At 42.3% G+C, this 26,489-nt stretch carries 27 protein-coding genes; 14 read left to right on the forward strand and 13 right to left on the reverse strand.

From position 1 onward, the window contains the following. Nucleotides 1–335 precede the first annotated feature (335 nt). Both AAEY98_RS04630 and AAEY98_RS04635 read left to right on the forward strand, forming a co-directional pair. Nucleotides 336–713 carry a Tse2 family ADP-ribosyltransferase toxin gene (locus AAEY98_RS04630; RefSeq protein WP_011635781.1) on the forward strand — a complete coding sequence of 126 codons (378 nt, stop codon included), beginning with the start codon at nt 336–338 and terminating at the stop codon, nt 711–713. Further along, the gene (locus AAEY98_RS04635) at nt 710–943 is read left to right on the forward strand and encodes a hypothetical protein (RefSeq protein ID WP_123778767.1); all 234 of its coding nucleotides are present in this window, start codon (nt 710–712) and stop codon (nt 941–943) included. Before AAEY98_RS04630 ends, AAEY98_RS04635 begins: the two co-directional genes overlap by 4 nt. Nucleotides 944–1,770: 827 nt before the next feature. On the opposite strand, the gene AAEY98_RS04640 is transcribed toward AAEY98_RS04635, so the two are convergent. From AAEY98_RS04640 to AAEY98_RS04655, 4 genes are all read right to left on the reverse strand, one after another. After that, the gene (locus AAEY98_RS04640; RefSeq protein ID WP_351015267.1) at nt 1,771–2,409 is read right to left on the reverse strand and encodes an SDR family oxidoreductase; all 639 of its coding nucleotides are present in this window, start codon (nt 2,407–2,409) and stop codon (nt 1,771–1,773) included. A gap of 346 nt (nt 2,410–2,755) precedes the next feature. Next, nucleotides 2,756–3,094, reverse strand: a complete 339-nt coding sequence (locus AAEY98_RS04645; RefSeq protein ID WP_192114022.1) for a hypothetical protein — start codon at nt 3,092–3,094, stop codon at nt 2,756–2,758. Nucleotides 3,095–3,403: 309 nt separating this feature from the next. Next, nucleotides 3,404–3,805, reverse strand: coding sequence for a hypothetical protein (locus AAEY98_RS04650; protein WP_351015270.1), 402 nt, complete (start codon nt 3,803–3,805; stop codon nt 3,404–3,406). Nucleotides 3,806–3,926: 121 nt separating this feature from the next. Next, on the reverse strand, nt 3,927–4,910 hold the full coding sequence (locus AAEY98_RS04655; RefSeq protein ID WP_101084919.1) for a LysR family transcriptional regulator: 984 nt from the start codon (nt 4,908–4,910) through the stop codon (nt 3,927–3,929). 126 nt (nt 4,911–5,036) lie between these two features. On the opposite strand from AAEY98_RS04655, the gene AAEY98_RS04660 reads away from it, so the two are divergent. Then, nucleotides 5,037–6,242, forward strand: coding sequence for a multidrug effflux MFS transporter (locus AAEY98_RS04660; protein ID WP_101084920.1), 1,206 nt, complete (start codon nt 5,037–5,039; stop codon nt 6,240–6,242). Between the two features lie 81 nt (nt 6,243–6,323). Here AAEY98_RS04660 and AAEY98_RS04665 read toward each other — a convergent pair whose 3' ends face one another. Further along, entirely contained in the window at nt 6,324–7,289 is a 966-nt protein-coding gene (locus AAEY98_RS04665) for a hypothetical protein (RefSeq protein WP_351015273.1), read from the reverse strand. A 101-nt stretch (nt 7,290–7,390) separates the two neighbouring features. Between AAEY98_RS04665 and AAEY98_RS04670 the strand changes: the two genes are divergently transcribed. From AAEY98_RS04670 to AAEY98_RS04700, 7 genes are all read left to right on the forward strand, one after another. Next, the gene (locus AAEY98_RS04670; protein ID WP_351015276.1) at nt 7,391–8,002 is read left to right on the forward strand and encodes a tRNA-uridine aminocarboxypropyltransferase; all 612 of its coding nucleotides are present in this window, start codon (nt 7,391–7,393) and stop codon (nt 8,000–8,002) included. A gap of 5 nt (nt 8,003–8,007) precedes the next feature. Then, nucleotides 8,008–8,391, forward strand: a complete 384-nt coding sequence (locus AAEY98_RS04675; protein WP_351015279.1) for a hypothetical protein — start codon at nt 8,008–8,010, stop codon at nt 8,389–8,391. A 43-nt stretch (nt 8,392–8,434) separates the two neighbouring features. Continuing rightward, nucleotides 8,435–9,079, forward strand: coding sequence for a class I SAM-dependent methyltransferase (locus tag AAEY98_RS04680; protein ID WP_351015282.1), 645 nt, complete (start codon nt 8,435–8,437; stop codon nt 9,077–9,079). A gap of 124 nt (nt 9,080–9,203) precedes the next feature. Then, entirely contained in the window at nt 9,204–10,511 is a 1,308-nt protein-coding gene (locus tag AAEY98_RS04685; RefSeq protein WP_351015285.1) for an amidohydrolase, read from the forward strand. 101 nt (nt 10,512–10,612) lie between these two features. Next, nucleotides 10,613–11,926: a M16 family metallopeptidase gene (locus AAEY98_RS04690; RefSeq protein ID WP_502959634.1), complete on the forward strand. Its 1,314-nt coding sequence runs from the start codon at nt 10,613–10,615 to the stop codon at nt 11,924–11,926. Further along, on the forward strand, nt 11,923–13,374 hold the full coding sequence (locus AAEY98_RS04695; protein WP_351015291.1) for a M16 family metallopeptidase: 1,452 nt from the start codon (nt 11,923–11,925) through the stop codon (nt 13,372–13,374). The genes AAEY98_RS04690 and AAEY98_RS04695 overlap by 4 nt, the downstream gene beginning before the upstream one ends. Before the next feature lie 257 nt (nt 13,375–13,631). Further along, nucleotides 13,632–14,195: a hypothetical protein gene (locus tag AAEY98_RS04700; RefSeq protein WP_351015294.1), complete on the forward strand. Its 564-nt coding sequence runs from the start codon at nt 13,632–13,634 to the stop codon at nt 14,193–14,195. 29 nt (nt 14,196–14,224) lie between these two features. Here AAEY98_RS04700 and AAEY98_RS04705 read toward each other — a convergent pair whose 3' ends face one another. The 3 genes from AAEY98_RS04705 to AAEY98_RS04715 form a co-directional block, all read right to left on the reverse strand. Further along, a complete protein-coding gene (locus tag AAEY98_RS04705) occupies nt 14,225–14,563 on the reverse strand; it encodes a DUF2956 domain-containing protein (protein ID WP_351015297.1) in 339 nt (112 codons plus the stop codon). Continuing rightward, nucleotides 14,563–15,027 (reverse strand): tRNA (uridine(34)/cytosine(34)/5-carboxymethylaminomethyluridine(34)-2'-O)-methyltransferase TrmL, encoded by a 465-nt coding sequence (trmL, locus tag AAEY98_RS04710; protein WP_059745837.1) that lies wholly within the window; start codon nt 15,025–15,027, stop codon nt 14,563–14,565. Before trmL ends, AAEY98_RS04705 begins: the two co-directional genes overlap by 1 nt. Before the next feature lie 250 nt (nt 15,028–15,277). Continuing rightward, a complete protein-coding gene (locus AAEY98_RS04715; protein WP_351015300.1) occupies nt 15,278–16,654 on the reverse strand; it encodes a mechanosensitive ion channel domain-containing protein in 1,377 nt (458 codons plus the stop codon). A 317-nt stretch (nt 16,655–16,971) separates the two neighbouring features. On the opposite strand from AAEY98_RS04715, the gene AAEY98_RS04720 reads away from it, so the two are divergent. Next, entirely contained in the window at nt 16,972–17,130 is a 159-nt protein-coding gene (locus AAEY98_RS04720) for a YqaE/Pmp3 family membrane protein (RefSeq protein WP_011635799.1), read from the forward strand. Between the two features lie 259 nt (nt 17,131–17,389). Here the strand turns inward: AAEY98_RS04720 and AAEY98_RS04725 are convergent, their stop codons facing one another. The 3 genes from AAEY98_RS04725 to AAEY98_RS04735 form a co-directional block, all read right to left on the reverse strand. Continuing rightward, on the reverse strand, nt 17,390–18,790 hold the full coding sequence (locus tag AAEY98_RS04725) for an ATP-binding protein (RefSeq protein ID WP_182743313.1): 1,401 nt from the start codon (nt 18,788–18,790) through the stop codon (nt 17,390–17,392). Next, nucleotides 18,790–19,476 (reverse strand): response regulator, encoded by a 687-nt coding sequence (locus tag AAEY98_RS04730; protein WP_059745835.1) that lies wholly within the window; start codon nt 19,474–19,476, stop codon nt 18,790–18,792. The genes AAEY98_RS04725 and AAEY98_RS04730 overlap by 1 nt, the downstream gene beginning before the upstream one ends. 116 nt (nt 19,477–19,592) lie before the next feature. Beyond that, a complete protein-coding gene (locus AAEY98_RS04735) occupies nt 19,593–21,020 on the reverse strand; it encodes a thioredoxin family protein (protein ID WP_351015303.1) in 1,428 nt (475 codons plus the stop codon). A 275-nt stretch (nt 21,021–21,295) separates the two neighbouring features. On the opposite strand from AAEY98_RS04735, the gene AAEY98_RS04740 reads away from it, so the two are divergent. Then, complete coding sequence (locus tag AAEY98_RS04740; RefSeq protein ID WP_350996663.1) at nt 21,296–21,787, forward strand: Spy/CpxP family protein refolding chaperone; 492 nt, start codon at nt 21,296–21,298, stop codon at nt 21,785–21,787. 201 nt (nt 21,788–21,988) lie between these two features. Beyond that, complete coding sequence (gene fieF / locus AAEY98_RS04745) at nt 21,989–22,858, forward strand: cation efflux pump FieF (RefSeq protein WP_101084934.1); 870 nt, start codon at nt 21,989–21,991, stop codon at nt 22,856–22,858. Between the two features lie 74 nt (nt 22,859–22,932). Here fieF and AAEY98_RS04750 read toward each other — a convergent pair whose 3' ends face one another. Continuing rightward, nucleotides 22,933–23,445, reverse strand: a complete 513-nt coding sequence (locus AAEY98_RS04750; RefSeq protein ID WP_351008575.1) for a gluconokinase — start codon at nt 23,443–23,445, stop codon at nt 22,933–22,935. A 217-nt stretch (nt 23,446–23,662) separates the two neighbouring features. Between AAEY98_RS04750 and AAEY98_RS04755 the strand changes: the two genes are divergently transcribed. Beyond that, entirely contained in the window at nt 23,663–24,961 is a 1,299-nt protein-coding gene (locus AAEY98_RS04755; protein ID WP_351015306.1) for a GntP family permease, read from the forward strand. Nucleotides 24,962–25,077: 116 nt separating this feature from the next. On the opposite strand, the gene AAEY98_RS04760 is transcribed toward AAEY98_RS04755, so the two are convergent. Beyond that, nucleotides 25,078–26,307, reverse strand: coding sequence for a sensor domain-containing diguanylate cyclase (locus tag AAEY98_RS04760; protein WP_351008570.1), 1,230 nt, complete (start codon nt 26,305–26,307; stop codon nt 25,078–25,080). Nucleotides 26,308–26,489: the final 182 nt, after the last annotated feature.

The raw sequence follows: 26,489 nt of genomic DNA on the forward strand, positions 1-26,489 counted from the left end.
AGTTGGTTCTGACCACTTCAAAGCTAGTTATGTAAATCATTTATGCAGTAAAGTGAGTTAGCAAGGTACATCAGGGAAAGGCAATAATCGAAAAAGATGAAAGCTAACAAAACCCACCTTAAAAGGTGTAATCAGAACGGGAAATTAGCCAAAAGATTGTACAAAATACCACTACCGTTAAAAAGCGAATTCCTATAGCATCTTACGTTAAGAAAAAAGTTACCCGTTAACTTGGATGTGGCTTCGACCAAGTCCAACAAGCGATTTATGCGTCGCAAACAGCGCAACTCATAAATACTAAAACGTTAACTCTTAATCATGAAAAGGACATCATCATGTTTCCAATGGAATTTTACATCCTCCCTGAAGAGCTCTTCCGACTAGGTAATTCCACAAGTCCAAAGCTTGCCAATGTACGCGCTAGAGACGTAGATATAATCGAAATTAACGGTATTAAGGTTATTATCGCAAACGGTAAAGGCATTAGCGTCTTTGATAAGGTTGGGATCAACGAATCGCCAATGACAGGTTGGGCGTGGCGATTCGCTCCTAACACTAGGCCTCCGGTTGGTTTAAAGATGGTTCAGGATAAACCCCATCACTATTGTATTTCACCGGCGTGTAATATGCCTGTTGATAAATACAAAGGATTACTTGAAGAAATGGCATTGATTGCCACTCGGGTGTTCAAAAAAGAAGGCAAATTTGCATGAGTAGTATTCAACTCGATTTAACCGCTTCTGAAGCCAAAATTATTCTTGAGGCTCTGACAGAAATGGAAGCCAAGATGACTGCCATCTGCGAAACCTCTGCAGATGAAGATGAGGTTGCTGATGTTGGAAATGACCTCATTGAGGTTCGGCTGCTGCTAAACCCTCTCAAGAAGCAAGCAATTACTCAGTTTGGTGAAAATGTAATAAATTTTTCTCGAGAGCTACTATAAAGTTAACAAACAAAGTCACTGCGACCAAATACTCTTCACTTCGTTTTCGTGCCGAAAAATGCTCTCACAAAAACAAAGCTCCGGTATTTGGCGCGTGCTTTGGACGTTACCCATAGAAATTTTAATCCGAAACTCACGAACTAGAGTTAGGAATCTAACGCACTTTTGTCCATAAATGCGTTAAATACCTTGCTTGAAAATGGATAAATTCAACTCTGAACTTGTGGCCGTTGAAGACTCTTTATAAAAGAATGCGTGAGCCTGACAGGACGTCAGGCTAGCTTTCGCGGTACAGGATGTACCATCGGAAGCGTTAGCATTTTCATTCTTTATTACAAGATGGGCCGAAGACGGTTACAGACGAAGTCAAAAGCTGGATCAATCCCCATGGCAATTTTTTCGCTGTTCAGAAAATGTTGCGGGGCGGCTGGGAGTTCCAAGAGGGAACTGCCGTTGGTTTCCTCTTGGTCTGGTGTGGGTGAAGCGCCACGACGTTAGTGGCCGCAGGCCATATCTTAAATACACTTTTGTCCAAAAATCAGCAAGCGTATTAGCTTTTATCATTTGCACAATGGTCACTCTTCCACACCTAGATAATCGCCAGCCAGTTCGGTAATCTAGCAGTGTGCGATGGATGAAATGTCATTTCAGGCTTAAAGTTCAGGCTTAAAGTTCAGGGCTAAATAGTGGTGCACCTAACCACGGAATATAGCTGATTTGTTTTATCTAAGGCTATGAAAAAAATACTAAAAAACGGCCAGCGTTGTACTGGCCTTAATGTTGTTTAAGTGTTTATGGCGTTGTTAGGCGAATGCCTACTGAATGGATTAATTTAGGACATCAGTGAGGGATTTACTGCCATTAAATAATTCAAAGACTTTGCCGCCTAGCTGTGGCTTTCCTACAGCGTAAGTCAGTGCGCGAGCAACATCTTCTCTGTGAATGGTCATTTTTTCTTTGCTGCTCGGCCGTTGGATTTGGACTTTACCTGTGGCACGATCATCGGTTAATGAACCCGGTCTAAATATAGTGTAGTTAAGCCCACTGCTGATCAAGTCTTCGTCGGCCATGTGTTTGGCAACTAAGTAAGGCTTCATTTGTTCTGAGCCTTGGTCGGGATCGTCAGCGCCGATAGAGCTGACCATAATGAAATGTGACACATTAGCCGCTTTTGCGTAATCAATGGCTTTACAGGCCGCCCATAAATCAATGAGCATAGTTTTGTCTGCACCTGTTTTACCACCTGAGCCAGCGCTGAAAATGACCTGATCGCAATCGTTAAATGCTTGGCTAAAGTCCTGTTCTAAATCCGCTTCAACGATGTCTAGCTTCTTATCGCTGGCGATATCAGCCAATTTATTTTTATCTCGCACTAATGCTATGACTGATTGGCCATCTGCTAATAGCTGCTTTGTCGCCATGTTACCGATCTGTCCGCTTGCGCCTAAAATGAGTATCTTGTTCATTTTATCTTCTCCTCAGTATCGAATTTTTGGCTTATATTACTGGCAAATGTGGCAGCATCGTTTGCTACTCTATTTGCCCGCCTTCTAATGACATTGGGGTTTGATCTGCGCGATTCAATGCCTAAGAGGTGACTAGTGTTTAGCCGCTATTTATGTTTTACATAAATAATAAACATAGCAAGCCGATATTTTTGGCGAATATTTAAGGTTTTACCGCCTTAGATATCGTTAATAGCTTGCAGGAATGACTACTAATGACGGTAATCCTAAGATAAACAAAGCCAATACCAATTTGGAGCAATGGTTAGAAGCGGTAAGGTTGTCACTAAATGCATCTAACGGTTAGTTAATCTGCCTGATGCTCAAATGTGCGACCAGTGTGTTCAGTTTGATTCGATTTAGGTCGGCTAAACATATCTGCGTAAGGCGCTGCTTGTTCGCGCTGAACATCAGCGCGGTCTTGGTAGATATCACCTTGTTGGGCTTGTGACTGGTTTCTCTGCAATATTTTTTTACCTAATAGCTGTAAAGTAATAAAGCTTAATAAACCTAGTAACAATAAAAAGGGTAATAGCACAATTGTGGTTAATGCGATGCTAAAAAACATCAGTAATGCCAAGATGGGGTTCATAGCAGAGAATCGACTTTTCAAATTGGCAGTGTGGAATGATTGATTAAATTTCATGGTAGCTCCTGAATGCGCTTGGTCTGAATATGGGTGTCTAAAGACGTTACCTATAAATTAGTAACGATGACTTAATATACAGCTTGCAACGTTTTGACATAATATGTCACGTTAAACCTAGTTAATGTTTTAAGTTTGAGAGCGAAAGTTATTGCCCACACAGACAATGCCAAAGGGTTAATCGAGACTAGATTTAGGCATACTGTTTATAAAATGCTTTTAGTGATGGTTACTTTCGCTGTCATGTTATAACGGCTGCATGATGGTCAATAGGTGAGTCAATACTAACCTGTTATTTTTTAACTTTAGTTACGATAGTCCTGCAGATTTGGCATGACTCAAACGAGATTTCTGATTCGAGTTTTCTCGTTCAATATTTGGATGATCATGATAAATATCATCTTTGGGATTAGCTGTTGAAAGGGGGGATGATGCAGTACGATGCTGGCGCATGTATTGGCGGCTTAACAGTGTCATACCGATAAAACCTACAAACACAAACAGTAATATTAACGGTACTATTAACAGTAATATTAACGGTAATATTAACGGTAATATTAACGGTAATATTAACGGTAATATTAACGGTAATATTAACGGTAATAATAGCAAGCCGCCGATCAAGACTGTGGCAACCGTTGTTAATGTTGCCAATGGTCGCATTTTTTGCAGGCGTTGCATTATTTTGTGAGTGTAAATTGAACTGAACATCCTCTGATCTCCGAGGGTTTACCCTATTACATAATCCATCAGGTTGGCTTGATGGATTATTTGTCATCTAGTCGTTTTATTTGAGTGTTGCGCGAGCTAAAAGTTCAATTTAGGCTCAATGTCAGCCGTTGTGTTTACTAATATGTTGGTTCGCGATGGCTTTATCGACGCTGCTGAAAATAATATTGCGAAACCATTGATGTCCCGGCTCCTGATTATTTCGTTCATGCCATAAAAACACATAAGCCATAGGCATAAACTCAAAGGGTAAGGGGATGGGCACCAGCGAATATAGTTTTTGTGCATGGTTAGCAAAGCTAGAGGGCAAGGTAAAAATTAAATCGGTATTGGCACAAACGCTGGCAGCACCATAAAAATCTGGCACTGTGGTCGATAGGTTACGATGTAAGCCCAAGTTGGCTAAGTGGTAATCTAGTGCCCACCAATCGTTACCTTCACATCTTACCTGTACATGAGACATGTTAAGGTAGTGAGCTTGATCCCAGCGACCATCTTTTACAGCCTGTAAAATAGGATGATTTTTACGCACTAAGCAAACTTGATGATCGTTAAATAAGACTTGTGATTCAATGCCTTCAGGTACGTTGTCAATATTGACGTCGGTTTGAGGCAGAATATCTCGACCTGCAATGCCAAAATCTATTTGTCCTTGCTGTAGGTCTTGCATGGATTTTTCGGTCCAAACATAGGAATCTAATTTTATTAACGGTGCCTGTTGTAATAATGGTCCGATAAAATAGGGAATTAAGGTTTCATAAGCACTTTCGACCATCGAGAATGAAAATTGGCGGTTACTGGTCGCCGGATGAAAGGTTGGCGGTTGCGTAAGTTGATACAAGTTTTGTAATACCAACGGCAGTTGTTGTCTTAATGCATCAGCATGTGCGGTTGGCTTTAAGCCGTGTGCTGTGCGTTGAAACAGTGGATCGTCTAATGTTTCTCGCAACCGATTTAAGCTTTTACTGACAGCAGATTGACTCACATGCAAGCGATGGGCAGCCCGAGTGACGCTTTGCTCCTCAAGTAATACTTGTAGAATGACTAATAGATTAAGATCGATTCGAGCAAGGTTGTCTAAATTCATGTGATATTCTCAAATGGAAATTCACTTCGGATTTTATATCATTTTCATTCATACCTCCATTTGACTTATTATAGCGCCCTATTAAGGGTGACCTTTGTGCATTAAAAATTTGAGAGAAAGAAGTTTATGCGTCGTAACTTATTGCCACTGTTAATGTTTATGGTGCTTTTGAGCCCGTTGGCTATTGATATTTATCTACCGTCTATGCCTGCAATGGCATTGGAGTACGGTGTATCAAACAGTGAAGTACAGTCCACCTTAGTGTTATTTTTATTTGCGATGGGCGTAGGGCAAATTTTAATTGGTCCACTCGCGGACCGTTTTGGCCGTAAACCTGTCGCATTATTTGGGATTGTACTTTATGGCATTAGCAGTTTATTAGGGGCTTATGCGGTTGAGTTTGAATGGTTGCAGGTTGCCCGTGTGTTTCAAGGCTTAGCGGCTTGTTCCACCTCTATTGTGGTATTTAGTGCGGTACGTGACTGCTATTCGCGCAAAGAAAGTGTGTCGATGTACAGTTATCTAAATGGTGCCATTTGTGTGGTCCCGGCACTGGCACCTACATTTGGTGGCTTATTAGCATTACAGTTTGGCTGGCGTTCTACCTTCATTTTTATGGCTTTGTATGCCATTTTTGTGTTGTTTTTGGTGGGGTTCCGTTTTCCGGAAACACGTCCGTTAAATACCGACAGTACAGGGCCTTTATACCGTTGGAGCCGCTATAAGCCGGTTATTGGCGACCCTCATTTTATGTTTTATGCCAGTTGTTGCATGATCGCGATGGCATCAATTTTATGTTACGTGTCTTATTCACCAGTATGGTTAATTGGTCATTTAGGCATTTCAGAATTAACTTTCAGCGGTTTATTTGGCCTTAATGCTGCGGTCAATATTGCCGCATGTTTTGCTGCCCCAGTGTTGGTTAAGCGTATTGGTAACCGTCCGGGAGTAGTAGTGGCATTATCGTTGATGTTGATTGCTGCTGTTATCGAAGCCGCGATGTACTTTGCTGGCCCTCAAGAAGGATTAGCCGCCGCAATTGCCTTTATGGCTCCGATGATGATTTTATGTATTGGCTTTGCTATTTTGCTTGGCCCAGCAACCAGTATGGCGTTGTCGGCTTTCGGTGAGCGCGCAGGTACCGCGACGGCGATGTTAGGTTGCATTCAAATGAGTGGGGCATCAATACTGACGGCGTTGATCCAGCTAACTGATATACCAGCACCTTATGCGATAGCGGTTGTGATGGGGGGCTTTAGTGCAGTATTGCTGATCATTATGGCAATGAACCGTTTAAGCCATCTGCATCAAGAACAGTTACAACATGACTAATTAGCTTTAGTAATATCACCTTTAACCCGCAGAATGCTAACCACATTCCGCGGGTATTTTTTTGCCTCAATATGATGAAACTTAGAAACGGGCGTTAATTGCTATGCCAACATTAGTTTCTGAATCACTATTATACTCACCATTATCGAAATAATGTTCTAGTGAAAACTTAGCCGAGAATACATCTGAAAAATGCCAGAAGTAACGTGTATTTAAACCCGTTTCAGTGATGTTGTTGCTGTGGCTACTTTTATTTGAGTCATCAATATTACTGCTGCTGAAATCAGTATTTACATCTGTCCGGTAGTAAGTCGCACCCACTGACCATGCGTTATTGATATACCAATCTGCAAACACTGCAACAGTATAAATGTCATTTTCAAAGTTTATTTTAGAATCTTGCACTATAGTCGGAGTTGAGCCATCAACTTGAGTGAGCATTTCGTTGTTGATATATTGTGGGTTTTGATAACCTACAGCCCCAGTTATAAACACTCCAGCGGTTGATTGTAATGGAATAAAATGTTCGTAAGTTAACGTGATAGCATCAATGTTTTGGCTAAAATATGATTCAAATTCATATTCTAGATATGCGCCATTGTTAGATTCTGATTCTGAGTTGGTCGTGTAGTTCAAAGATAACTTTGAGTGTTTGCTAAAAAAATATCCAGCACTAATCTCGTATGTTGTGATGTCAAATACAGCATCATCTGCATTTAACTGGTTGACTCCAGCCCCCAAAAACCATTTTGAGTCAAAAACGTATTCTCCAGAGATGTGATATAAATCTTGGAAGTCAGTGGTGGCATAACGCGCAGAAACAGTTGAGCCTTGATTAAAGAATCCCGCCAATGCGTATGGCTTATCTGCTTGTTCAACCGCTTTAAAGTAATAGCGATAATTGGCGTTAACTAGGCCATCCGCTTCACCTGATGAGTCTAAAAAACCGATTTCTGCTTCGTGGTGATAGGTATTATCTTGTGCTGCATATGCAGGGATTGTGGCCAATGCGAGCATTAATGCCACAGACATCTTTGTTCTAGTCATAGTAATGGTTCTTCCTTGAGGTATTATGGTGTAGAGCGAAGTATATTGAACTCAACTTTACATATTTGCAACAACAGATTTGCAACAAAATAAGACAAAAAATGAGCAGAAGTTATTGTATCCATTGCCAATACCCACAGTCGGCTTGCGTGTGTCATGCGCTCAAACCGGTGACGTCAAATACCGAGGTAGTGGTGATGCAGCATCCATCTGAAGTGGATCATGCTAAGAACACTGTGAGGTTATTGAAACTGGTGATGCCGCAGATGAAAATTTACGTGGGTGAATCTGCCGCGGACTTTATTGAGCTGCAACATTATTTAGCTGCGCAAACGAAGCCGATTTATGTGGTTTATCCAAATGAGCACAGCCAAACTGTAGCCGAGGCTGGAGCAAGTGAGGCTGCGATAATTATTTTAGTCGACGGTACTTGGCGTAAAGCATACCGAATGTTGCAGCTCAATCCGTGGTTACTTAATTACCCGTCATTGCATCTAGAATGTGAAGATGAGTCGCAATATATCATTCGTAAAGCGAAACGTAGCGACAGCTTGTCAACTCTGGAAGCGGTTGCCCACACGTTGATTGCGTTAAATCCAGCGGCAGATATTGTGCCAATATTTGCAGTGTTTAACGCAATGGTGCAACATAAGTTAACGGCTATGCCTGCTGTGGTTCGTGAGCGTTATAACGGCGATAAAATCAAAGGATAGACAAGATGAAACATCGGCTAATAGGCTCATTTATTTTGCTCGTTACTGCCAGTTCATTGGCGTTTTTTACAGTAGCTGCTGATAAGCCACATAAAACAATGACCTTAGCTGAAAAAGGCGAGCAAGCGCGCCAAGAGTCGGCTGAACTTGAGCAAACGCAATTGCAAAAAGCGCGTGAGGCAGCCAAGGCTACCTCGGAACGTGAGCAAGAAGTATTAGCTAAGTCGCAGCCAAACGATTGGGAAGCGCAGCAGCTCGAAAAAGCCCGTGTTCAATCGGATGAGCGTTTAACCCGTCAGCAAAAGTATTTACAACAGGCGCAAGAGGCCGCTACTCAAACCCGCAAAATCCCTAAAGACACCAGTATAGAGCCAGTTCAATCTGATTAGTCTTGCTGTTGATTGACCCATTCGGTTTATTTTGGAGTTCGCTTTGTCGTCTTGTCCTTTGTGTCACCATGAAACAGTTGCTTTTTCTCAAGATAAAAGTCGTCCCTATGTCCGTTGTCCGCAATGTTTTTTGGTATCGGTTCCTGCAGCATTTCATTTGGATCAAATAGCTGAAAAAGCCCATTATGATTGCCACAATAATGACGTTGCCGATGTGGGTTATCAACAATTTTTATCTCGTACTTTAACGCCATTAATCGCCCGTATTAAACCCGACGCAACAGGGTTAGATTTTGGCTGCGGTGAAGGCGCAGTGTTAAGTAAAATGGCTGCAGCGCAAGGTATTAAGGTGGTTAATTATGATTTATTTTACCACCCAGATACTCAAGTACTCTCTCAGCAATATGATTTTGTTTGCTTAACTGAAGTGATAGAGCACATTGCCAATGCGCAGGCGTTAATGACGCAGTTAAGTACATTATTGTTGCCTGGCGGCATATTGGCAGTAATGACCAAACAAGTACCCAGCTTAGATAAGTTTAACAATTGGTACTATAAAATTGACCCAACTCATATCAATTTCTACTCTATAGAAACCTTTCAATGGTTAGCATTACAGCAAGGTTGGCAGCTTGAAATTATCGACAGCGATGTGGTGTTTTTTCACCTTCCAAAGTCGCCAGTTTAGTCGTGAGTGTTGGGTATTAATAAATAGATACAATTGACTTGTTAGCAAAGCGGTAAAAGATTTAACAAAAGCGTCATTTCAAGGTAGTTTTGTTGCACTAATTACTATAATAAATGGAATAAACATGCGCCTGACGTCTGTTGCTTTACTGCTTTCAAGTGTATTTGCCACCAGTGTTTACAGCACGACTACCTTGGCTAGCGTGCCCAATGCTGCAGAACTAACCGCTCAAGTTGAAAGCAAAGTCATTGCATGGCGCCGCGATTTACATCAACACCCTGAATTATCTAATCGCGAATTTCGCACCAGTAAAGTGATTGAGAAACATCTTAAATCTCTCGGACTTGAAGTGCAGACGGGTATTGCTCATACCGGTGTGGTCGCCATACTAAAAGGCGGCAAGCCTGGGCCATTAATTGGTTTACGCGCTGATATGGATGCGCTGCCCGTTACCGAAGTGGTTGATTTACCTTTTACCTCTAAAGTAACTGACACTTATCGAAATCAAACAGTAGGTGTGATGCACGCCTGCGGTCATGATACCCATGTGGCTATGCTGATGGGTGTGGCTGAAAACCTCGTAAAAGTAAAAGACAGCCTAGCCGGTGACGTAATGTTTATCTTTCAGCCAGCCGAAGAAGGCGCGCCAGAAGGTGAGCAAGGCGGTGCGGAGTTAATGCTCAAACAAGGCTTATTTGCTAAGCGCAAGCCTGAGCAAGTGTTTGGTATGCATGTTACTTCAAGCATGCCTACAGGTATGATTGGTCTACGTTCCGGCCCTGCAATGGCGAGTGAAGACTCATTTACGATTAAAGTGATGGGTAAGCAAACCCATGGCTCACGTCCTTGGAGTGGTGTTGATCCTATCGTGGCCTCGGCACAAATTATTAATAGTGTACAAACCATTATTAGTCGTCAGGTGGATATTACCAAAGCACCCGCCGTAGTGAGTTTTGGGGCCATTAATGGTGGTATTCGATCGAATATTATTCCTGATGAAGTAGAGCTTATCGGTACTATTCGTACTTTCGATCAAGATATGCGCGCCGACATTAAAGTTAAATTGGCCGAAGTGGCAGCTAATGCCGCTAAAACAGTTGGCGCCACTGCAGTAACCGTGATCCAACCTGGTTATCCGGTTACGGTTAACAACCCAGAATTAGTCAGCAAAATGCGCCCGGTTATCGCCTCTGTAGTGGGTGACAATATGTTGATTGAGCCAGGACTGATTACCGGTGCGGAAGACTTTTCTTATTACGCATTAGAAACACCTGGGATGTTCTTTTTCTTAGGAGTGACTCCTGCTGACCAAGATATCAATAACGTCGCCAGTAATCACTCTCCAGTATTTTATGTTGATGAAAGTGCCCTTAAGGTTGGCGTACAAACCATGACCCAAATTGCTTTAACCGCATTAAGCGCGGCACAATAGCCCTATTTAAAAACCAATTTTAATAATCCATTTTTAAAAAACCAATTTTAATAAACCATTGGACGATAGCTCAAAAGGAGCGAGATATGACCCGCAAGATAATGGCGTTGCTGATGACGTTAGGTGTACTGAGTGCACCTAATGTGTCAGCGACACAAGCTGAAGATATTAATAGTTTTACCTTAGATAATGGCATGAAGATTATGGTGTTGGAGGATAGTTCTATCCCTAATGCCAATATGTACATTTTTTGGAAAGTGGGTTCGCGCAATGAAGTACCAGGCATTACCGGTATTTCGCACTTTTTTGAACACATGATGTTTAACGGTTCTAAAAAGTTTGGCCCTAAAATGTTTGACCGCACGATGGAAGCGGCTGGTGGCGCCAACAACGCTTATACCAGTGAAGATTTAACGGTATATACCGACTGGTTTCCAGCCAATGGTCTAGAAACTATTTTTGATTTAGAAGCAGACCGCATCGCCAATTTAGACATCAATCCTGAAATGGTTGAAAGTGAGCGCGGTGTGGTGCAGTCAGAGCGTACCACAGGGCTTGAAAACTCTAACTGGCGTACGATTCAAGAAGCGCTTAAAAGTGTCGCCTTTGCGGCGCATCCTTATAGCTGGTCGGTTATTGGTTATGAGTCAGACATTGCAGCTTGGACATTAGCAGATTTACAGCAATACCATAAAACCTACTATGCCCCTAACAATGCGCTAGTGGTGATTACCGGTGATGTGAAGCTAGCCGAAGTGAAAGTCCTGGCTAATCAGTATTTTGCGCCAATTCCGGCCCAAGCCCCACCGAAAGCCGTACGCACGGTTGAACCGCAACAAAATGGCGAACGTCGGGTATTTGTTAAAAAAGAATCGGTAAGCACGCCAAACATTATGTTGGCTTATCATGTACCTGCAACTAGCCATGCAGACTACTATGCATTGGATTTATTAACGTCGATGTTAAGCGAAGGTAATAGCTCACGCTTTTATAAAGCGCTAGTCGACAAGCAATTAGCTGTCGCTGCCGACACTTACATGCCGATGTCGTTTGACCCTAACTTGTTTTATATCTTGGGTGTAGCGAATGCGGGAGTCAGTGCCGAGACTTTAGAAAAAGCCCTCATCGAGCAGATTGATCTAATTTCCGAGCAAGGTGTGACTCAGCAAGAACTTGAAAAAGTTAAAAATATTAAGTTAATGGACTTTTACCGCACGATGGAAACCATTAATGGTAAAGCCAATACTTTAGGCACATACGAGCTGTATTTTGGCGACTATGCAAAACTGTTTAACGCCCCAGAAGCCTATAACAAGGTCACTCCAGCTGATATTCAACGTGTGGCGCAAACCTATTTAATCAAAGCGAATCGAACTGTCGGTGTGCTCGCTGCTACTGAGGAGTCAGACAAATGAAAACCGTAACTCACACACGTATTAAGATATCGTTATCAGCAATTGCATTAGCGTGTAGCTTAGGAATAAGTGGTTGTGCGACCACTCAGAAAACCACTGCCGACACGGCCAATCCTGCAGTCGCTAGTTTTGTTATGCCAAGCTACCAATCGGTTACCTTAGACAATGGCTTAAAGGTTAAGCTGATGGTGCAAAAAGAAGTGCCATTAGTGACCATTGATGCCGTAGTAAGAGCGGGAGCCGTCAATGATATTACCTCTGGTATGGCTTACATCACCTCACAAAGTTTACTGTTGGGTGCCGCGGGTCAATCAAAGGCCGACATCGAGCAGCAGTTAGATTTTATGGGTGCCAGCATAGACACCAACGCTGATTTAGAAGGCAGTTATATTCGTGCCAATATGATGAGCAAAGATGTTGATACCGTGCTCGATATTTTTAGCCACGTATTGCGCCAACCAGACTTTGATAGCGCTGAATTTGATAAACTAAAACAGCGCGAAATTGTGGGTTTATCACAGCAAAAAGAAAGTCCTCGAGCAGTGATTGGTCGCTACTTCAATAAGTTAGTCTTTGGTGATCATCCTTATGCCAATCCGGTATCAGGCAATAGTGACACCATAGCTAAACTTTCTGTTGAGGAGTTACGTGCTTTTCATAAAGGCTATTATCAACCAAACAACATGACCATTAACGTGGTGGGCGATTTTGATGTTGCCGACATGACCGCTAAACTGAATAAAGCCTTTGGCGATTGGCAGACCACTGAAACCGTGGTTCAGCCAGATTTAAGCCAACATTTACCAACATTAACCCAACCTCATGTACTGTTGGTCGACAAGCCTGACGCAATTGAAACCACCTTTTTAATTGGTGGCGTGGGGATCCGTTATGACAATCCAGACTATGTTGGATTAACCGTAGTGAACACCATTTTAGGCGGTCGTTTTACTTCATGGTTAAATGATGAATTACGCGTCAATGCCGGATTAACTTACGGTGCCCGTTCTGGTTTTAGCCCTTATGCTCAATCTGGGGTATTCCAAATCAGTACTTTTACTAAGTCATCGACCACTAAAGAAGCCATTGATTTAGCCTTAAAAACCTATGCTCGTTTATGGGAAAAGGGCATTGATCAAACCACTTTAGATTCTGCTAAAGCCTATGTTAAAGGCCAGTTCCCACCTAAATATGAGACGAGTGGACAGTTAGCCGGTTTATTGTCTGACATGTATCTGTATGGCTTTAATGATGATTTTATTAATCAATTTCAAGCTAAAGTAGATGGACTTACTCTCGCAGAAACTCAACGTTTGATTAAGCAATATTTCCCACAACAAAACTTACAGTTTGTGTTGATTGGCAACGCTGAAAACATTGCTGATATTGCGGCGCAATACGGTGAAGTGACTAAAGTTGATATCACTGCGACGGGTTTTGGTCAGTAGTTATTAGTGGGTTAATTGCTTAATTAGTTGAATGGTTAGTCAGTTAATGACTTATTCAATTAATGACTTAGTCAGCTAATTGCACTGTAGTATCGTATGATGGCTCACATAAGTGGGCCATTTTTTATGGCTAGATATCATGGTGTCACTGAGTGATTCAATGAGCTCGCTAAGCCAAGATAGGTGCAGGCAACATTGCCTATGTTGAGCTTGGGATCCGTTAAGTGTTAAACGCGATTGCGATAAGAGGATGGTTAATGATACATAAATGCCGATCAATATTACTGCTAACGGCGATGTTGTTACTGACACATTCAACGTCATCTTATGCTGCGAAAGTAACCTTAGATACGTTTTGTAGCCAACTAGTGGGTGAGTGGCAGGGCAGTGCAGCCAATCCGAATGTTGCGCCGAAGCAGGTAAGCACTTCGGTGATGTGCTCGGCAGATAAACGTAATTTATACATTAGTGTTAGCCGTGGTAGTCGCTTTTCGAACAGTGAAACTTGGTGGTTTAGGCAACAACAAGATCATATTTTATTGGTGTATGCCAATGGGATTACCGATGATATTTCGCAACAGTTAACGCTTTATGAGCAAGCGGGCAGTTACTCATTTTTAGGCAAGGGGGAAATTAATCAACGTCCGGCCTTAGTACAATTGCAGTTCGATCCCATGATGAGTGATACCAAACCGTCAACAGCAGGATGGCAATGGCAGCAAAGCGCGCACTATTTGGATGACGACAGTGAGCAGTATCAAGTCATTAGAGCTATTAGTCTGCTTAAACCATCGGCAAAGAATACTCTGCCGACAGAATAAAATGAGTGCTTCTTAACACCCACAGTGACTTAGCGATAAAACAAATAAGCGGCAAACAATGCCCAACTCAATAGCAGTAACCCCAGCAACGACCATGTTAAAGGGTTGAATCGACTCTCCGGTTCAATGTAAGACATATCGGAATCGTCATCACTTGAGCTTGTCGCGTTTTTAGATTTTTGCTGCTGTTTACGGGCTTTATCTCGTTCGCGAGCCTTAGCCTTCTCACGTTTTTTGTATTCAGCAATCCCCTTTTCAACGCCCGCAGCAATCAGCTTGGTTTGTTCTTTAACTTGCCCAGGTTTTTGGGTTGCTTTAGCAATGGCTAAAGCATCTTGTTGGGTTTCAGGTGATAGCGTCTTTTTCATTACTCAGCGCCTGCAAAACCCAGCTGACGCCATGCTTCATAACTAATAATGGCAACTGAATTGGATAAGTTTAAGCTACGGCTATTGGCGGTCATTGGGATACGTAAGCGCTGCGCAAGTGGCGTCGCATCAATAATATCCATTGGTAACCCACGGGTTTCGGGGCCAAATAATAATACATCATTTTCTTGGAAAGCAATTTGCGTATGAGGACGGCTACCTTTAGTGGTGCAAGCAATAATACGCTTTCCTGCCATGGCCTCTAAAAAAGCGGCATAGTTTTTATGGCGAGTCACACTGGTTAGATCCGAATAATCGAGTCCCGCGCGACGTAATTTCTTTTCTTCGAGATCAAAACCTAACGGCTCAATCAAATGTAACTGCGAGCCATTGTTGGCGCATAGACGAATGATGTTTCCGGTATTTGGAGCGATTTCGGGTTCATAAAGGGCAATATGAAACATAGCAACCTTAGGTACGAAGCATAAAAAGAGTGGCAAATTATACCCTAACCAAGGTTTGACTGCGAGGCGTTATAAACGCTGACGTTATCAAAATGGGCGATACAGCCCTGATGATAATTGCTGGTTGGGCGCTGACACATAGGCAATAACAACCTGATAAAATACTGGCTATTTTATTGATGCCTTCGCGCTATAGTTCGCATATCGAGAAATAAAAATTCCATGCTTATTCCTCAACCAACATAAGAGCTTAGATAATATTGGCGCCACTTTCAGGATCTCGTGATTGTGCCGCTTGTTGACGTATATCATCGGTATCGCTGCTGATGTCATCGCTAGTTTCATTATGGGCATCTTCTAAGGGCTCTTGGGCTTTGTTGCTGTTGTGCTCAGTGCTCTGTATCGTATTCAGAGGTGTTTCACCTTGCTGATGTCCATTGGTGACTAATTGTATCCCTTGAGGGAAAATACGTTCGCGGGCGTCGTCAGGCAAGCTGATCTGATTCGCTTCATAAGCGCGCACCAGCAAGCGCATTAAAATTGAAGCCACTTTGGGAACACTGTGAGTTTCAGCATTGACCCAAAAATACACTTGTAGATTAATCGTCGATGAACCAAGGTTTTTTATCAGCACCTGCGGCTCGGGATCTGCGAGTACGCCGTGATGATCGGCCATGATCTCCATAGCGATGTCCTGAGCCTTACGGATACTTGCATCATAGCCAATGCCAATGACAAAATTGCCACGCATTCTCGGGTTGGCGGTAAGATTTTTAATCACGTTTTTATAGATAGTGGCATTCGGTATTTGGATATGATTTCCGTCGTAATCGACTAACGTGGTGGCTCTTGCTGTGACTTGCTTTACCACTCCCAAATTCCCTTCGACGGAGATTACATCACCTAATTTGAACGGACGCTGCACACTGAGTAATAAGCTGGAAATAAAGTTTTCGGCGATGTCTTTAAAGGCAAAACCTAAAATCAGCCCAATGACACCAGTGCTGCTAATAATCGCGACCGCAAACTGCGTTAAGCCCGCGAGACGCAAGAATATATACAGCCCTAACAATATGATTAATACACTGATGCTGCGCTGCATCACTAAACGGATCAACTCACTTTTTGTCACCCAAGCTAAGGGACTAATCAATAAGCGAGCTAAAGGATGTGAAAGCCAAAATAGGAGTAAGAAAATCGATAACCCTAAAGCCAAACGCGGTAAATAGAGTAAGGCTTTGGCCCAAAATTGCTCAGCATCTTGCTTCAGGGGAGCTAAAGATAAGGGCGCAATAGGTTGCAAGTGAATATTATCCACCACCTGAGTTACACCAGGTAAAGCGGCTATGGTTTGCAGTATGCGCTCTTTACTCGCTTGCTCCGTGGCAGAGCCGTTTAGATTGACGACAGAGCCTTGTATTTCAATGTCTATTGCGCTGCTTGGGTCGTTAATCTGTATCAGTTGCTTCACAGTGTTGGGCGAAGGCGCAGCCTGGACATCAGTAGATACAAAGTTGGTAAGGCAACCAACAGTGACTAAACTCCATAGTAGAATCCATCGACTTAATCTTGGGGATGATCGCTGATTGCAGCGAGGGAAACTGTTTAAAAAAAATCGACAAATCATAAGATTATCCGCAAGGTATTAGCCTGTCATTATTCAATATTAGCAAATAAACTTCAAAGGCACCAAAGGTTGTGAGCGTTATCTGCTAATGTTTTTAGACTATGCAAAAAGGGCTTTTTTCACTTCTAAAGGCATACTAATAGGTCAATATATGGGGTCGTGTAGTTGCTTAAAAACCGATGCTGATTAAGATCTAGAACAGCAACATTAGAAATAGTGGTCTGGTAATTGCTTTGTATATTATGAAAGTGAATACAAATCAGTTCATACACGCTGGGGTAATTGCTAACCTCGGCTCATTCAAAATGGAGAATATCATGGATTTATTACGTATTTTAATCGCAATCTTACTGCCACCTCTTGGGGTTTTCCTGCAAGTGGGGCTAAGTAAGACCTTATTATTAAATATAATTTTAACCTTGCTAGGCTACATTCCTGGGATAGTGCACGCGGTATGGGTGATTGCTAAGCGCTAGTGGCTGCCAAGATGATTATCCCTAATGGTGAAGCGGCTCAGGCTGCTCACATTTATCGGAAAATGTTGCCAGTTAGGGGTAATTTTTACCTAGTCATGACATGTTTATCAATAATGTGCTTTACGCTGTGTCGTCTATTCAGCTGAGCTAGCTGTTTATTGATACTCGTTTATTCCCTGCGTATGCAGGGGTTATGGACAATGCCATTACTCAGTCCGATTAGAATATAAGTGGTTGAAGTTTATGTTTTTTATATCGACTAGTTAACCGGTAAACTGATACTGAGCTTAAGGCCTTCGCGCTTTCCTGTTGGGCCGATAAGGTTTTCTGCCACTATACTGCCTTGGTGTAACGTAATGGCGGCTTGAGTGATTGCCAAGCCCAAACCCCAACCGCCGCTTTGCCTGTCTCTGGCAGTGTCGGGGCGATAGAAAGGTTTAAATATAGCTTCGAGTTCTTGTGGCTCTATACCTGGACCGTCGTCTTCCACCGTTATCAATATGTGCTTGCCAACTTGGGCTGCACTAATGGTTATCTGACTATTGGCATAGTAAATAGCATTACGCAGCAGATTTTCTATGGCGCGCGAGAGTGTCTTTGGGTGAAAAGGTAATAGCAGCGCCTCTGGTATATCAATTTGTAATAGTTTGCCTTGCTGCTCGGCTTCAAATTCGGCGTCATCTAACACTTGGCTTAAAGATTCTGCTAATTCGAGTACGACTTTATTTTCATGGCTGGCCAAGCTTACCCGAGATAGAGTGAGCAACTCGCTTATTAGCGCTTCAAGTTGTAAGGCTTCATAGCCGATACGTTCTAGCTCTTCACTTTGCTGCCCTTTTTTACGGCCTAACGCTAAGGCTAATTGCAGCCTAGTGAGTGGTGTGCGCAGTTCATGAGATATGTCGCCCATTAATCTTTGCTGATTGTTAATCATGGTTTGTACGGCATCGGCCATGCCGTTGAAAGCTTGTGCCAATTGGCCCATTTCATCGCGACGATTTGCGGTAGCGGCATCAACTCTGCTAGATAAATCACCTCTAGCGAGGGCATTGGCACTGTGCTTTAGCGAACGTAATGGCTTACCCAAATACCATGCGAGTAAACCGCATAATAAGCCTGACAATAATATGGCTAAGCCTGCGGTCAGTAATTTATTGTCGGCAAAGAAGAAGAACCACGGCCGTGGATGATTATCGGGGAAACGACCAAATAATTGATACGGTTTGCTGTTGACCTCAAAAGAATACGGGCCAAAAATAAGCTCATCTCTAAATTGATGGCTGATCGGTTGGTCTGCTTCTTCTGCCATGAGTTGAAAACGTCTAAATCCACGCGATACTCGTTTGGTATTTAATACTTGGCCTTCGCCGTCGGTTAAATATAAACGCAATGGGCCGCCATTATGGTTTCTATCACCTTCTTTATTGCGGCTACGGTGCAGACGTTGAAGGTTTTTACCTTCGAGCAATTGAGGTTGCTCTTGTATCCGTTCTGCAACGTTTTTAAGCACTCGCTCAAGGCTGGCAGGTAATGGCGAACGATCATGATTTTGTTGCAGTAATGGCAATAAAGACACCAGTGCAATAATCAATGAACTGCATAGCCAAAAGCCTAACAATAATTTAAAAAATAGCCCGTTAAATGGATTGTTCTTTAGCATTACGGTATCCAAATATAACCTTTACCGCGCAGGGTTTTGACGCGTGGACGGCCATCTTGGCGCTCTGGTAGTTTCTTGCGTAAGTTAGACAAATGCATATCTAAGCTACGATCAAATGGCATTAACTTTTTGCCTAATACGTTTTCGCTTAATGATTCTTTGGTGACCAGTTCGCCTGACTTTTCGATTAAATGAAACAGCAGTGAAAATTCGGTGCCAGTGAGAATGATTAGTTGCTCATTGCAATAGGTTTCTTGGCGGGTAGGGTCGAGGCGTAAATCACCAAACTGCATCATCTCATTGGCTTGGCTATCTTGCTGAGTGGTTTGTGCTCGACGTAATATGGCTCTAATTCGAGCCACTAACTCGCGGTCATTAAAGGGTTTTGGCAAATAGTCATCGGCACCAATTTCAAGGCCGACAACTCGGTCAATTTCATCACCGCGAGCGGTTAGCATTAATACCGGTGTTTGCTTGCGTTGGCGTAAAGCACGCAAGACTTCAAAACCATTCAGTTTAGGCAGCATCACGTCAAGAAGGATTAAATCGAAGTCTTGCTGTTGCGCCATCATCAGCCCTTGCTCACCATCATAAGCTTGGGTTAGTACAAAGCCTTCCAACTCAAGTAATTGGCTGAGTAGATCGGATAAACCAATATCATCGTCGATCAGTAAAATGCGATTCATAACTTTCCTCTGGCACAAAGAAAATCTGTATGTTGAAGCTAACATACAGATTTTTCGATCAATTAAGCTTATCTTATGCCAAGATTAAATCATATCAACATTGCACAGTTTTACATTTATCCTGCTTTATTTTGCACTATGTAGCGTTTAATTCTGGCAATAATAAAGGTCAGTACAATAGACCCCAAAATCAGACCTACAGAAAAGACTGCATTTTGCAGTGAGTTAGGGTTAAACACTAACATGCTGCCTAAACCTAACATCATAATACCTGACATCAGTTTAAGTACTTCGCCTTCTTTTTCGGTCAGTTTGCGTTTACCTAAGGTCATTGAGAATACAATCACAATAGCGGCAAGTGGAATAACGTAAACCACATTGTAAGCGATGAGGTATAAGTAACGTTGCATGGTATCGAGATCTGATAACGACAACACTGAGGTGTAAATCATTGGAAAACCAGCGGTGCAAAGCAGTTCATAAGTGTTAGCTAAAATAGCCAGAATCGTTGAGCCTAAAATCATTGTCGGTAACGAGCTGGCTTTAGATAATTTACCCATACGCTTAATAAGCGAGCCACGATTTTCAACTGACATTGAAAGGCTGACGTCGCCGCGGCCGTAAAAGTAATCTTTTATATTCACTATGGCTGCAATCAATGCCAATACTCCCGCACAAGTGATAATGATACCGCCATCACCGCCGCCAAGTAGTTGGAATAAGTTAAGCCAGGCGCTCATAAATATAAAGTAGATAAAGCCTGAGAAGAATACAAAAATACCGCCTACCAATAACATACGTTTGCGGCTGCCTGCATTAACCATGATGCTCAGTAAAAACAGCAACACGAAGAATGCGCAAGGATTAAAAGCATCGACACCAGCGAGTACTAAGGTGAGCACTGGCAATGACATTTCTTCAGGGTGCACTGCACCAATGAGTGGAATGTCGACAGGCTGAACAGTTGGTATAGGGGTAATGTCACTGGCTTGGTCAAACGACATACCACACGAACCTTCGGCTTCTGGGTCGTCACTCGTGTCACTACAGGTTTCAAATAGTGGTGCGCTTACCACTGGCGTAGCGCCTAAGAAATCATCGAGCTTATTACTAATGTCAGCTTTACCACCTTGGCGTTGATAGCAGTTAACTAAGCGCTCTAGGATGTAACGCCCTGTGACATCATGACTGTTATAGCCAACAACGGCCTCGCCACAAATGGCAAAGTAGGGCACCGATTTAGGTTCAACACCAGTGTGTTGGCCCATTTCCATGAGTTTATCGACATTGCCGGGTTCGCTAATGGCGTAGTCGTGTAATTCTATCCAGTCAAAACGTTCGCCTAAAGCATCAATAAAAGGATGAGCTTCACGACAATGAGGACAGGTTTTAGACCAAAAGAAATGCAGTTTAACCACAGGCTGCTGGTTTTGCTGAGTATACCAAAGTGAGTCGTCTGTTGAGGCCGCGGTACTGGCTATTGAGCTGGGTGCCAATATCAGTACACAAAGAAGTAACAGTAATTGGCCAATCAATCGGTTCATAATGTATTCCATTAAAGCGCTAATAGTTAGATTTTATGCCCTAATATGAATACTGTAAGGATCAAGTCTGAATTACGTTAACTGGCTCGCATTACTGCGATTTTTATCATTCAATATGCCAACTTGATCATGAATTACTGGCGCTAAAGTGCTATGAAAACGTTCTTTACATAGGTTTACTCAGTCTTAACCCTCATTGACATTGCATTCGGTAAACTGAGTATCAAATCTGCTAAGGCAGAAAATAAATCCCATTCATACCGAGGTACTTAACAATGAAAACATCATCAATCATCAAAACGAGTTTAGTTGCCTTAGTGGCAAGTTCGGCTTTATTAGCTGGCCAGTTATATGCAGTTGATGCAGCTGATAACACTGTAAAAACTGAAAATGTTGCCGCTAAAGGTGACCGACATCATGGTCACAAAGGTGGCATGCATAAAATGCTTCGTAAACTGGACTTAACTGATGCCCAAAAAGTTCAAGTAAAAGCCATCTTCGATAAGTACAAAGCTAACCGTCCTGAGCGCCCAACTAAAGAGCAGCGCGCTGAGCACCGTACAGAAATGTTAGCGTTAATCACTACCGCTGGTTTTGACGAAGCAAAAGCAACTGAAATGGCTGAAGCACAGCAACAAAAGCATTTACAAAAGATGCTGACGCATTTGAAAATGCAAAACGAAATTTATCAATTATTAACGCCTGAACAGCAACAAACGTTTCAAGATAAATTTAAGCTAGGTAAAGGCCACAAACCGCGCCGTTAATGATTAACTGATACAACATCAGGTTAAATAGATAAAAGCCATTACCTTGGGGTAATGGCTTTTTTATTCATGCAAGTTTGCTAATGGTCACACTTTGCATAAGACCAGCAACGACTTTAGTAAACTTTATCCTAATCGAGCAATGAACTTGCTATAGTAATAGCAGATAAATCATCAGTTAAATGAGCCGACAATTCTTATATGAGTACCTCTTCTGAATATGACTTTTGGGTCAAATTAGCTAGCCGCGCGTCGGTAGCTACTGCGCTGTGTCTTATTGTGATTAAGTTAATCGCTTGGTTGTACTCTGGCTCGGCCAGTATGTTGGGCTCATTAACGGATTCATTTGCAGATGCACTTGCTTCGATTGTTAACTTTATTGCTATTCGGTATGCCATTGTTCCCGCGGATAAAGATCATCGTTATGGCCATGGCAAAGCTGAACCATTAGCAACGTTAGCCCAAGCGGCCTTTATTTTAGGTTCGGCGTCGTTATTATTATTGTATGGCGGCGAAAAGCTTATTCATCCAGTGGCAGTCACCAATGCGATGAGCGGCATCGTGGTGTCGATTATTGCCATTGTGCTGACATTTGCACTCGTTTTACTGCAACGACATGCGTTGAAAAAAACCAATAGCTCTTTGGTTGAAGCCGATTCATTGCATTATAAGTCTGACTTGTTATTGAATGCAGCGGTGTTGTTTGCGCTAATATTAGCGCAATATGGCTGGTGGTGGGCCGATGGTTTGTTTGCGGTGTTTATTGCATTGTTTATTGGTAATCAAGCACTCGGTTTAGGTTATCGTTCAATTCAGAGCTTACTTGACCGTGAGTTAGACAACGAGACTCGTGACAAGATTAAAGCCTTGGCCAAACAAGACCCTCGGGTTCAAGGTATTCACGATTTACGTACTCGCCAAGCAGGTAAAACCACATTTATTCAATTGCACATGGAATTAGCCGGTAACTTGTCTTTGCATGATGCTCATGAAATAGCAGATAAAGCGGGTATGACGATTAAAGCGGCGTTTGATGATGCTGAAGTGATTATTCACCAAGACCCGGTGTGATAGAGATGAATGGGGATGACAAATGCCAGCTCAGCAATACGTGCGATTAAGCTGACACAGGTTAGATATAGAGATTAAAATCCCAGAGCGTTAAATTGCGCCAAAGCCTGCTTTACTATGTCTGTAATACTGGCGTTAATATCGACAGTCACCACTAATGGCTCATTAGTGGGTTCTTCTAATGTGGCAAACTGGCTGTCGACCATGTTTTGTTTCATAAAGTGACCTTTTCTGGCCATTATGCGTGCCAAAATCAATTCATAGCTACCCTGCAAATATAAAAAACCGACCTGTTGATTACCTTGCCGAATTAGATCCCGATAGGATTTTTTTAGTGCAGAACAACCAATAATCACGGTTTTATTTTGGTTGTTAAATTCTAAAGCTAGATCACCAATACGCGATAACCAAGGTGCTCTATCAGCATCATTTAGAGGTTCTCCTCGGGCCATTTTATCTATGTTGGCCTGGGGGTGAAGATCGTCACCGTCTACAAAAGTGGCATTCATAATTTTTGCTAACAGTTCACCTACGCTGCTTTTACCACATGCGCACACACCCATTACAATAATGCATTTTCCTGTCATTCTCTTACCATTCCTTAATATAAGCTTATATAATTAAAGGCTTATTTTTTCGTAACTCAGTTTATAACTTGAGTTTACTGATCTCATTAAGGTTTGTGAATTCGAATGAGCACTCTCATTAATCACTTTGGAATATAGTATGGACACAATGGTACAAATCGCAGACCCGACCTACTTGTTGATGATAGCTGCACTCGCCATTATCGCGTGATTGATCTTGATTATTAAAATGAAATTGCATGCTTTTGTATCGTTAACATTAGTCTGCGTGGCCACTGCACTGGCAAGTGGCATTAGCAGTGATCAAGTAGTGCCGACTATGATGGCGGGTTTTGGTGGCACCTTGGCTTCAGTTGCCTTATTAGTCGGCCTTGGCGCTATGATAGGTAAGATTTTAGAGGTCACTGGCGGTGCTAAAGTGCTTGCCGATACCTTGATTAGCCGCTTTAGTGAAGATAAAGCGCCGCTAGCGTTAGGTATCGCTTCGCTGTTGTTTGGTTTTCCAATATTTTTTGATGCTGGCTTAATGGTAATGATGCCTATTATTTTTAGCGTGGCTAAACGCTTTGGCGACTCACCACTTAAGTATGCTTTACCGTCTGCGGGTGCATTTGCGGTGATGCATGCTTTTGTACCGCCACACCCTGGACCGGTAGCGGCTGCAGACTTACTTGGCGCCAACATTGGTTTATTGCTATTTGTTGGCATGATGGTGGCAATCCCTACATGGTATATCGGCGCTTACTTATTTGGTTTATATGCAGGCAAAAAATTTGATATTCCCGTATCGAAAGTTTTCTTCAGCACCGCACCTATTATCGATGTCGACAAGATCCCCAAGTTTGCTACAGTGATGTCGATTCTGGTGTTACCTGTGATACTCATTTTTATGGATACGGGGTTAAATACCTTAGCGGTAGCAGGAGTTATTGATGGTAAGTTGCCATTAGTTCAATTACTGCGAATGCTGGGTAAGACGCCCATCGCATTGCTGATTACCTTATTAGTGTGTTTGGTGGTCTTTGCTAAAGACTACGGCATGCAACCGCTTGAAAAACTGTGTGGCGATTCATTAGGGCCAATTTGTGCGGTGATATTAGTCACGGGTGCTGGTGGCATGTTTGGTGGTGTGTTACGTGCCAGTGGTATAGGACAAGCGTTAGCGGATGCATTATCCGATACCGGTATGCCGTTAATTGTGGCCGCATTTGTTATTGCCACCTGTTTGCGGGTGGCGCAAGGTTCTGCAACTGTGGCATTAACCACTACAGCTGCATTAATTGCGCCCATGGTTGCGGCAACGGCTGGATTAAGCGCTGCTGATTTATGTTTTATTGTGATTGCCATTGCTGGTGGTTCAACGGTGTTATCGCACTTTAATGATTCCGGTTTTTGGCTGGTAGGGCGTTTGATGGAAATGGACGAGAAAACCACGTTAAAAACATGGACAGTGATGGAAACTTTACTCGGCACCATAGCTTTTATCATTGTTGGTATCTTGAGCATACTGTTCTAAATATCAATCGGTTATCATTAACAGTGACGAATTGACGTTTTAATACTAACAAAGCCGCAATAGCGGCTTTTGTTAGCCAGAATATTGGCTTAATTTAGTGTATTTATGATTCTAGGTTATGCAAACACTAGCTGGCTAGTGATTTGTGATCGGGCTTGTTCTAACGCTGAATCTGCACGCAAAATAAGGCGGTCGATAGTGTCGTCAGCTTGCCAGTTAGATAACCCGACACAGGCACTAAAGCGAATGTGCTTACCGCTTTCTGGTTCGATTAGCTCCGTATGTTCGATACTATGACGAATACTCTCGGCTATTTTTAGTGCCATATTTTTGCTGCTAGCTTGAATGATGGCAATAAATTCATCACCGCTCCAACGGGCGATTAAGTCAGTTTCAGCAAGCTTACTTTGGCAATGCTGAGCAAAGTGAATTAACGCTTTATCACCCATATCATGGCCAAACAAATGGTTAATTTGCTTTAAGTCATCTATACCCATTAAGACACAATAAAGGTGTTCATGCACAAGGGTGCTATGGGTCATTAATTGCTGACTAAAATGGATTAACCCTCGTCGATTAAGGGCTTTTGTGAGGTAATCAACATAGATTTGTTTATCGAGTTTGTCTTTTAATAAATAAGATTCGGTGACATCGATCATGGTAACTTGAATAGCGGGTTGCTGCTCCCAACTGATTACCGTCTCAATTAATTTCACCCATATGATACGACCGCTAAGGTGTAGGCATTTGATTTCAACAGGATGAGGTTTAACTTTATTCGCGAGTAACGCAGCGTTAGCGTCTAGGCGCTGTTCTTGATAGCTTGGTTCAATCACATCCAAAATTGAGGCGAGTGACATAATACTTTGGGTATTAGGGTAACCGAATAGTTGTGCTAATGTCTGATTGCAATACAGCGGGCTAAAGTTGCGATGTACTAATACGCCTTGTACAGATCCATTGACTAATTGCTGATAGCGACTTTCACTTTGTACTAAAGCTTGTTTAAGTGTTGTAGATTCAGTTAAATCCACAATCGTGATTTGTAGGGCTGATCGTCCTTGCCATTCAACTATGTGTTCAATAGCTAATATATTGAGTTTCAAACCTAAACGGTTACGGTTAATGTAGCTGCGTACCTGAGGTTTTTCTATACCACTCATTAATGCGTAGTAAGTGTGTGTGGCTACATCCTGTAGTTCGGGATCGATTAACTCTAGAACACTCTTTAGCGCTAAAATATCTTGAGCTGTATTATAACCGAAGATTTTTGCATAATTATCATCGGCATAAAGTGGTATAAAATCTTGATGAATAACTACACCATAATGAGCATCAAAATCCAAAATCGTTCCTTGTTTGAATGTTATATTTTAATGTAGCATTTTTACTCGATAAATATTCTAGCGCTTTTGGTTATTTGTACCCTGATGTGATGTGTAAACTGGGCAATATGAGATCATCTTCGCACTTACCGTTGTTAAGATCATAGCATTTTCATAAAAGTGTCATTGCCATAATGTTATTA

The sequence above is a fragment of the Shewanella sp. AC91-MNA-CIBAN-0169 genome (genome assembly GCF_040310165.1).
Lineage (GTDB): Bacteria > Pseudomonadota > Gammaproteobacteria > Enterobacterales > Shewanellaceae > Shewanella.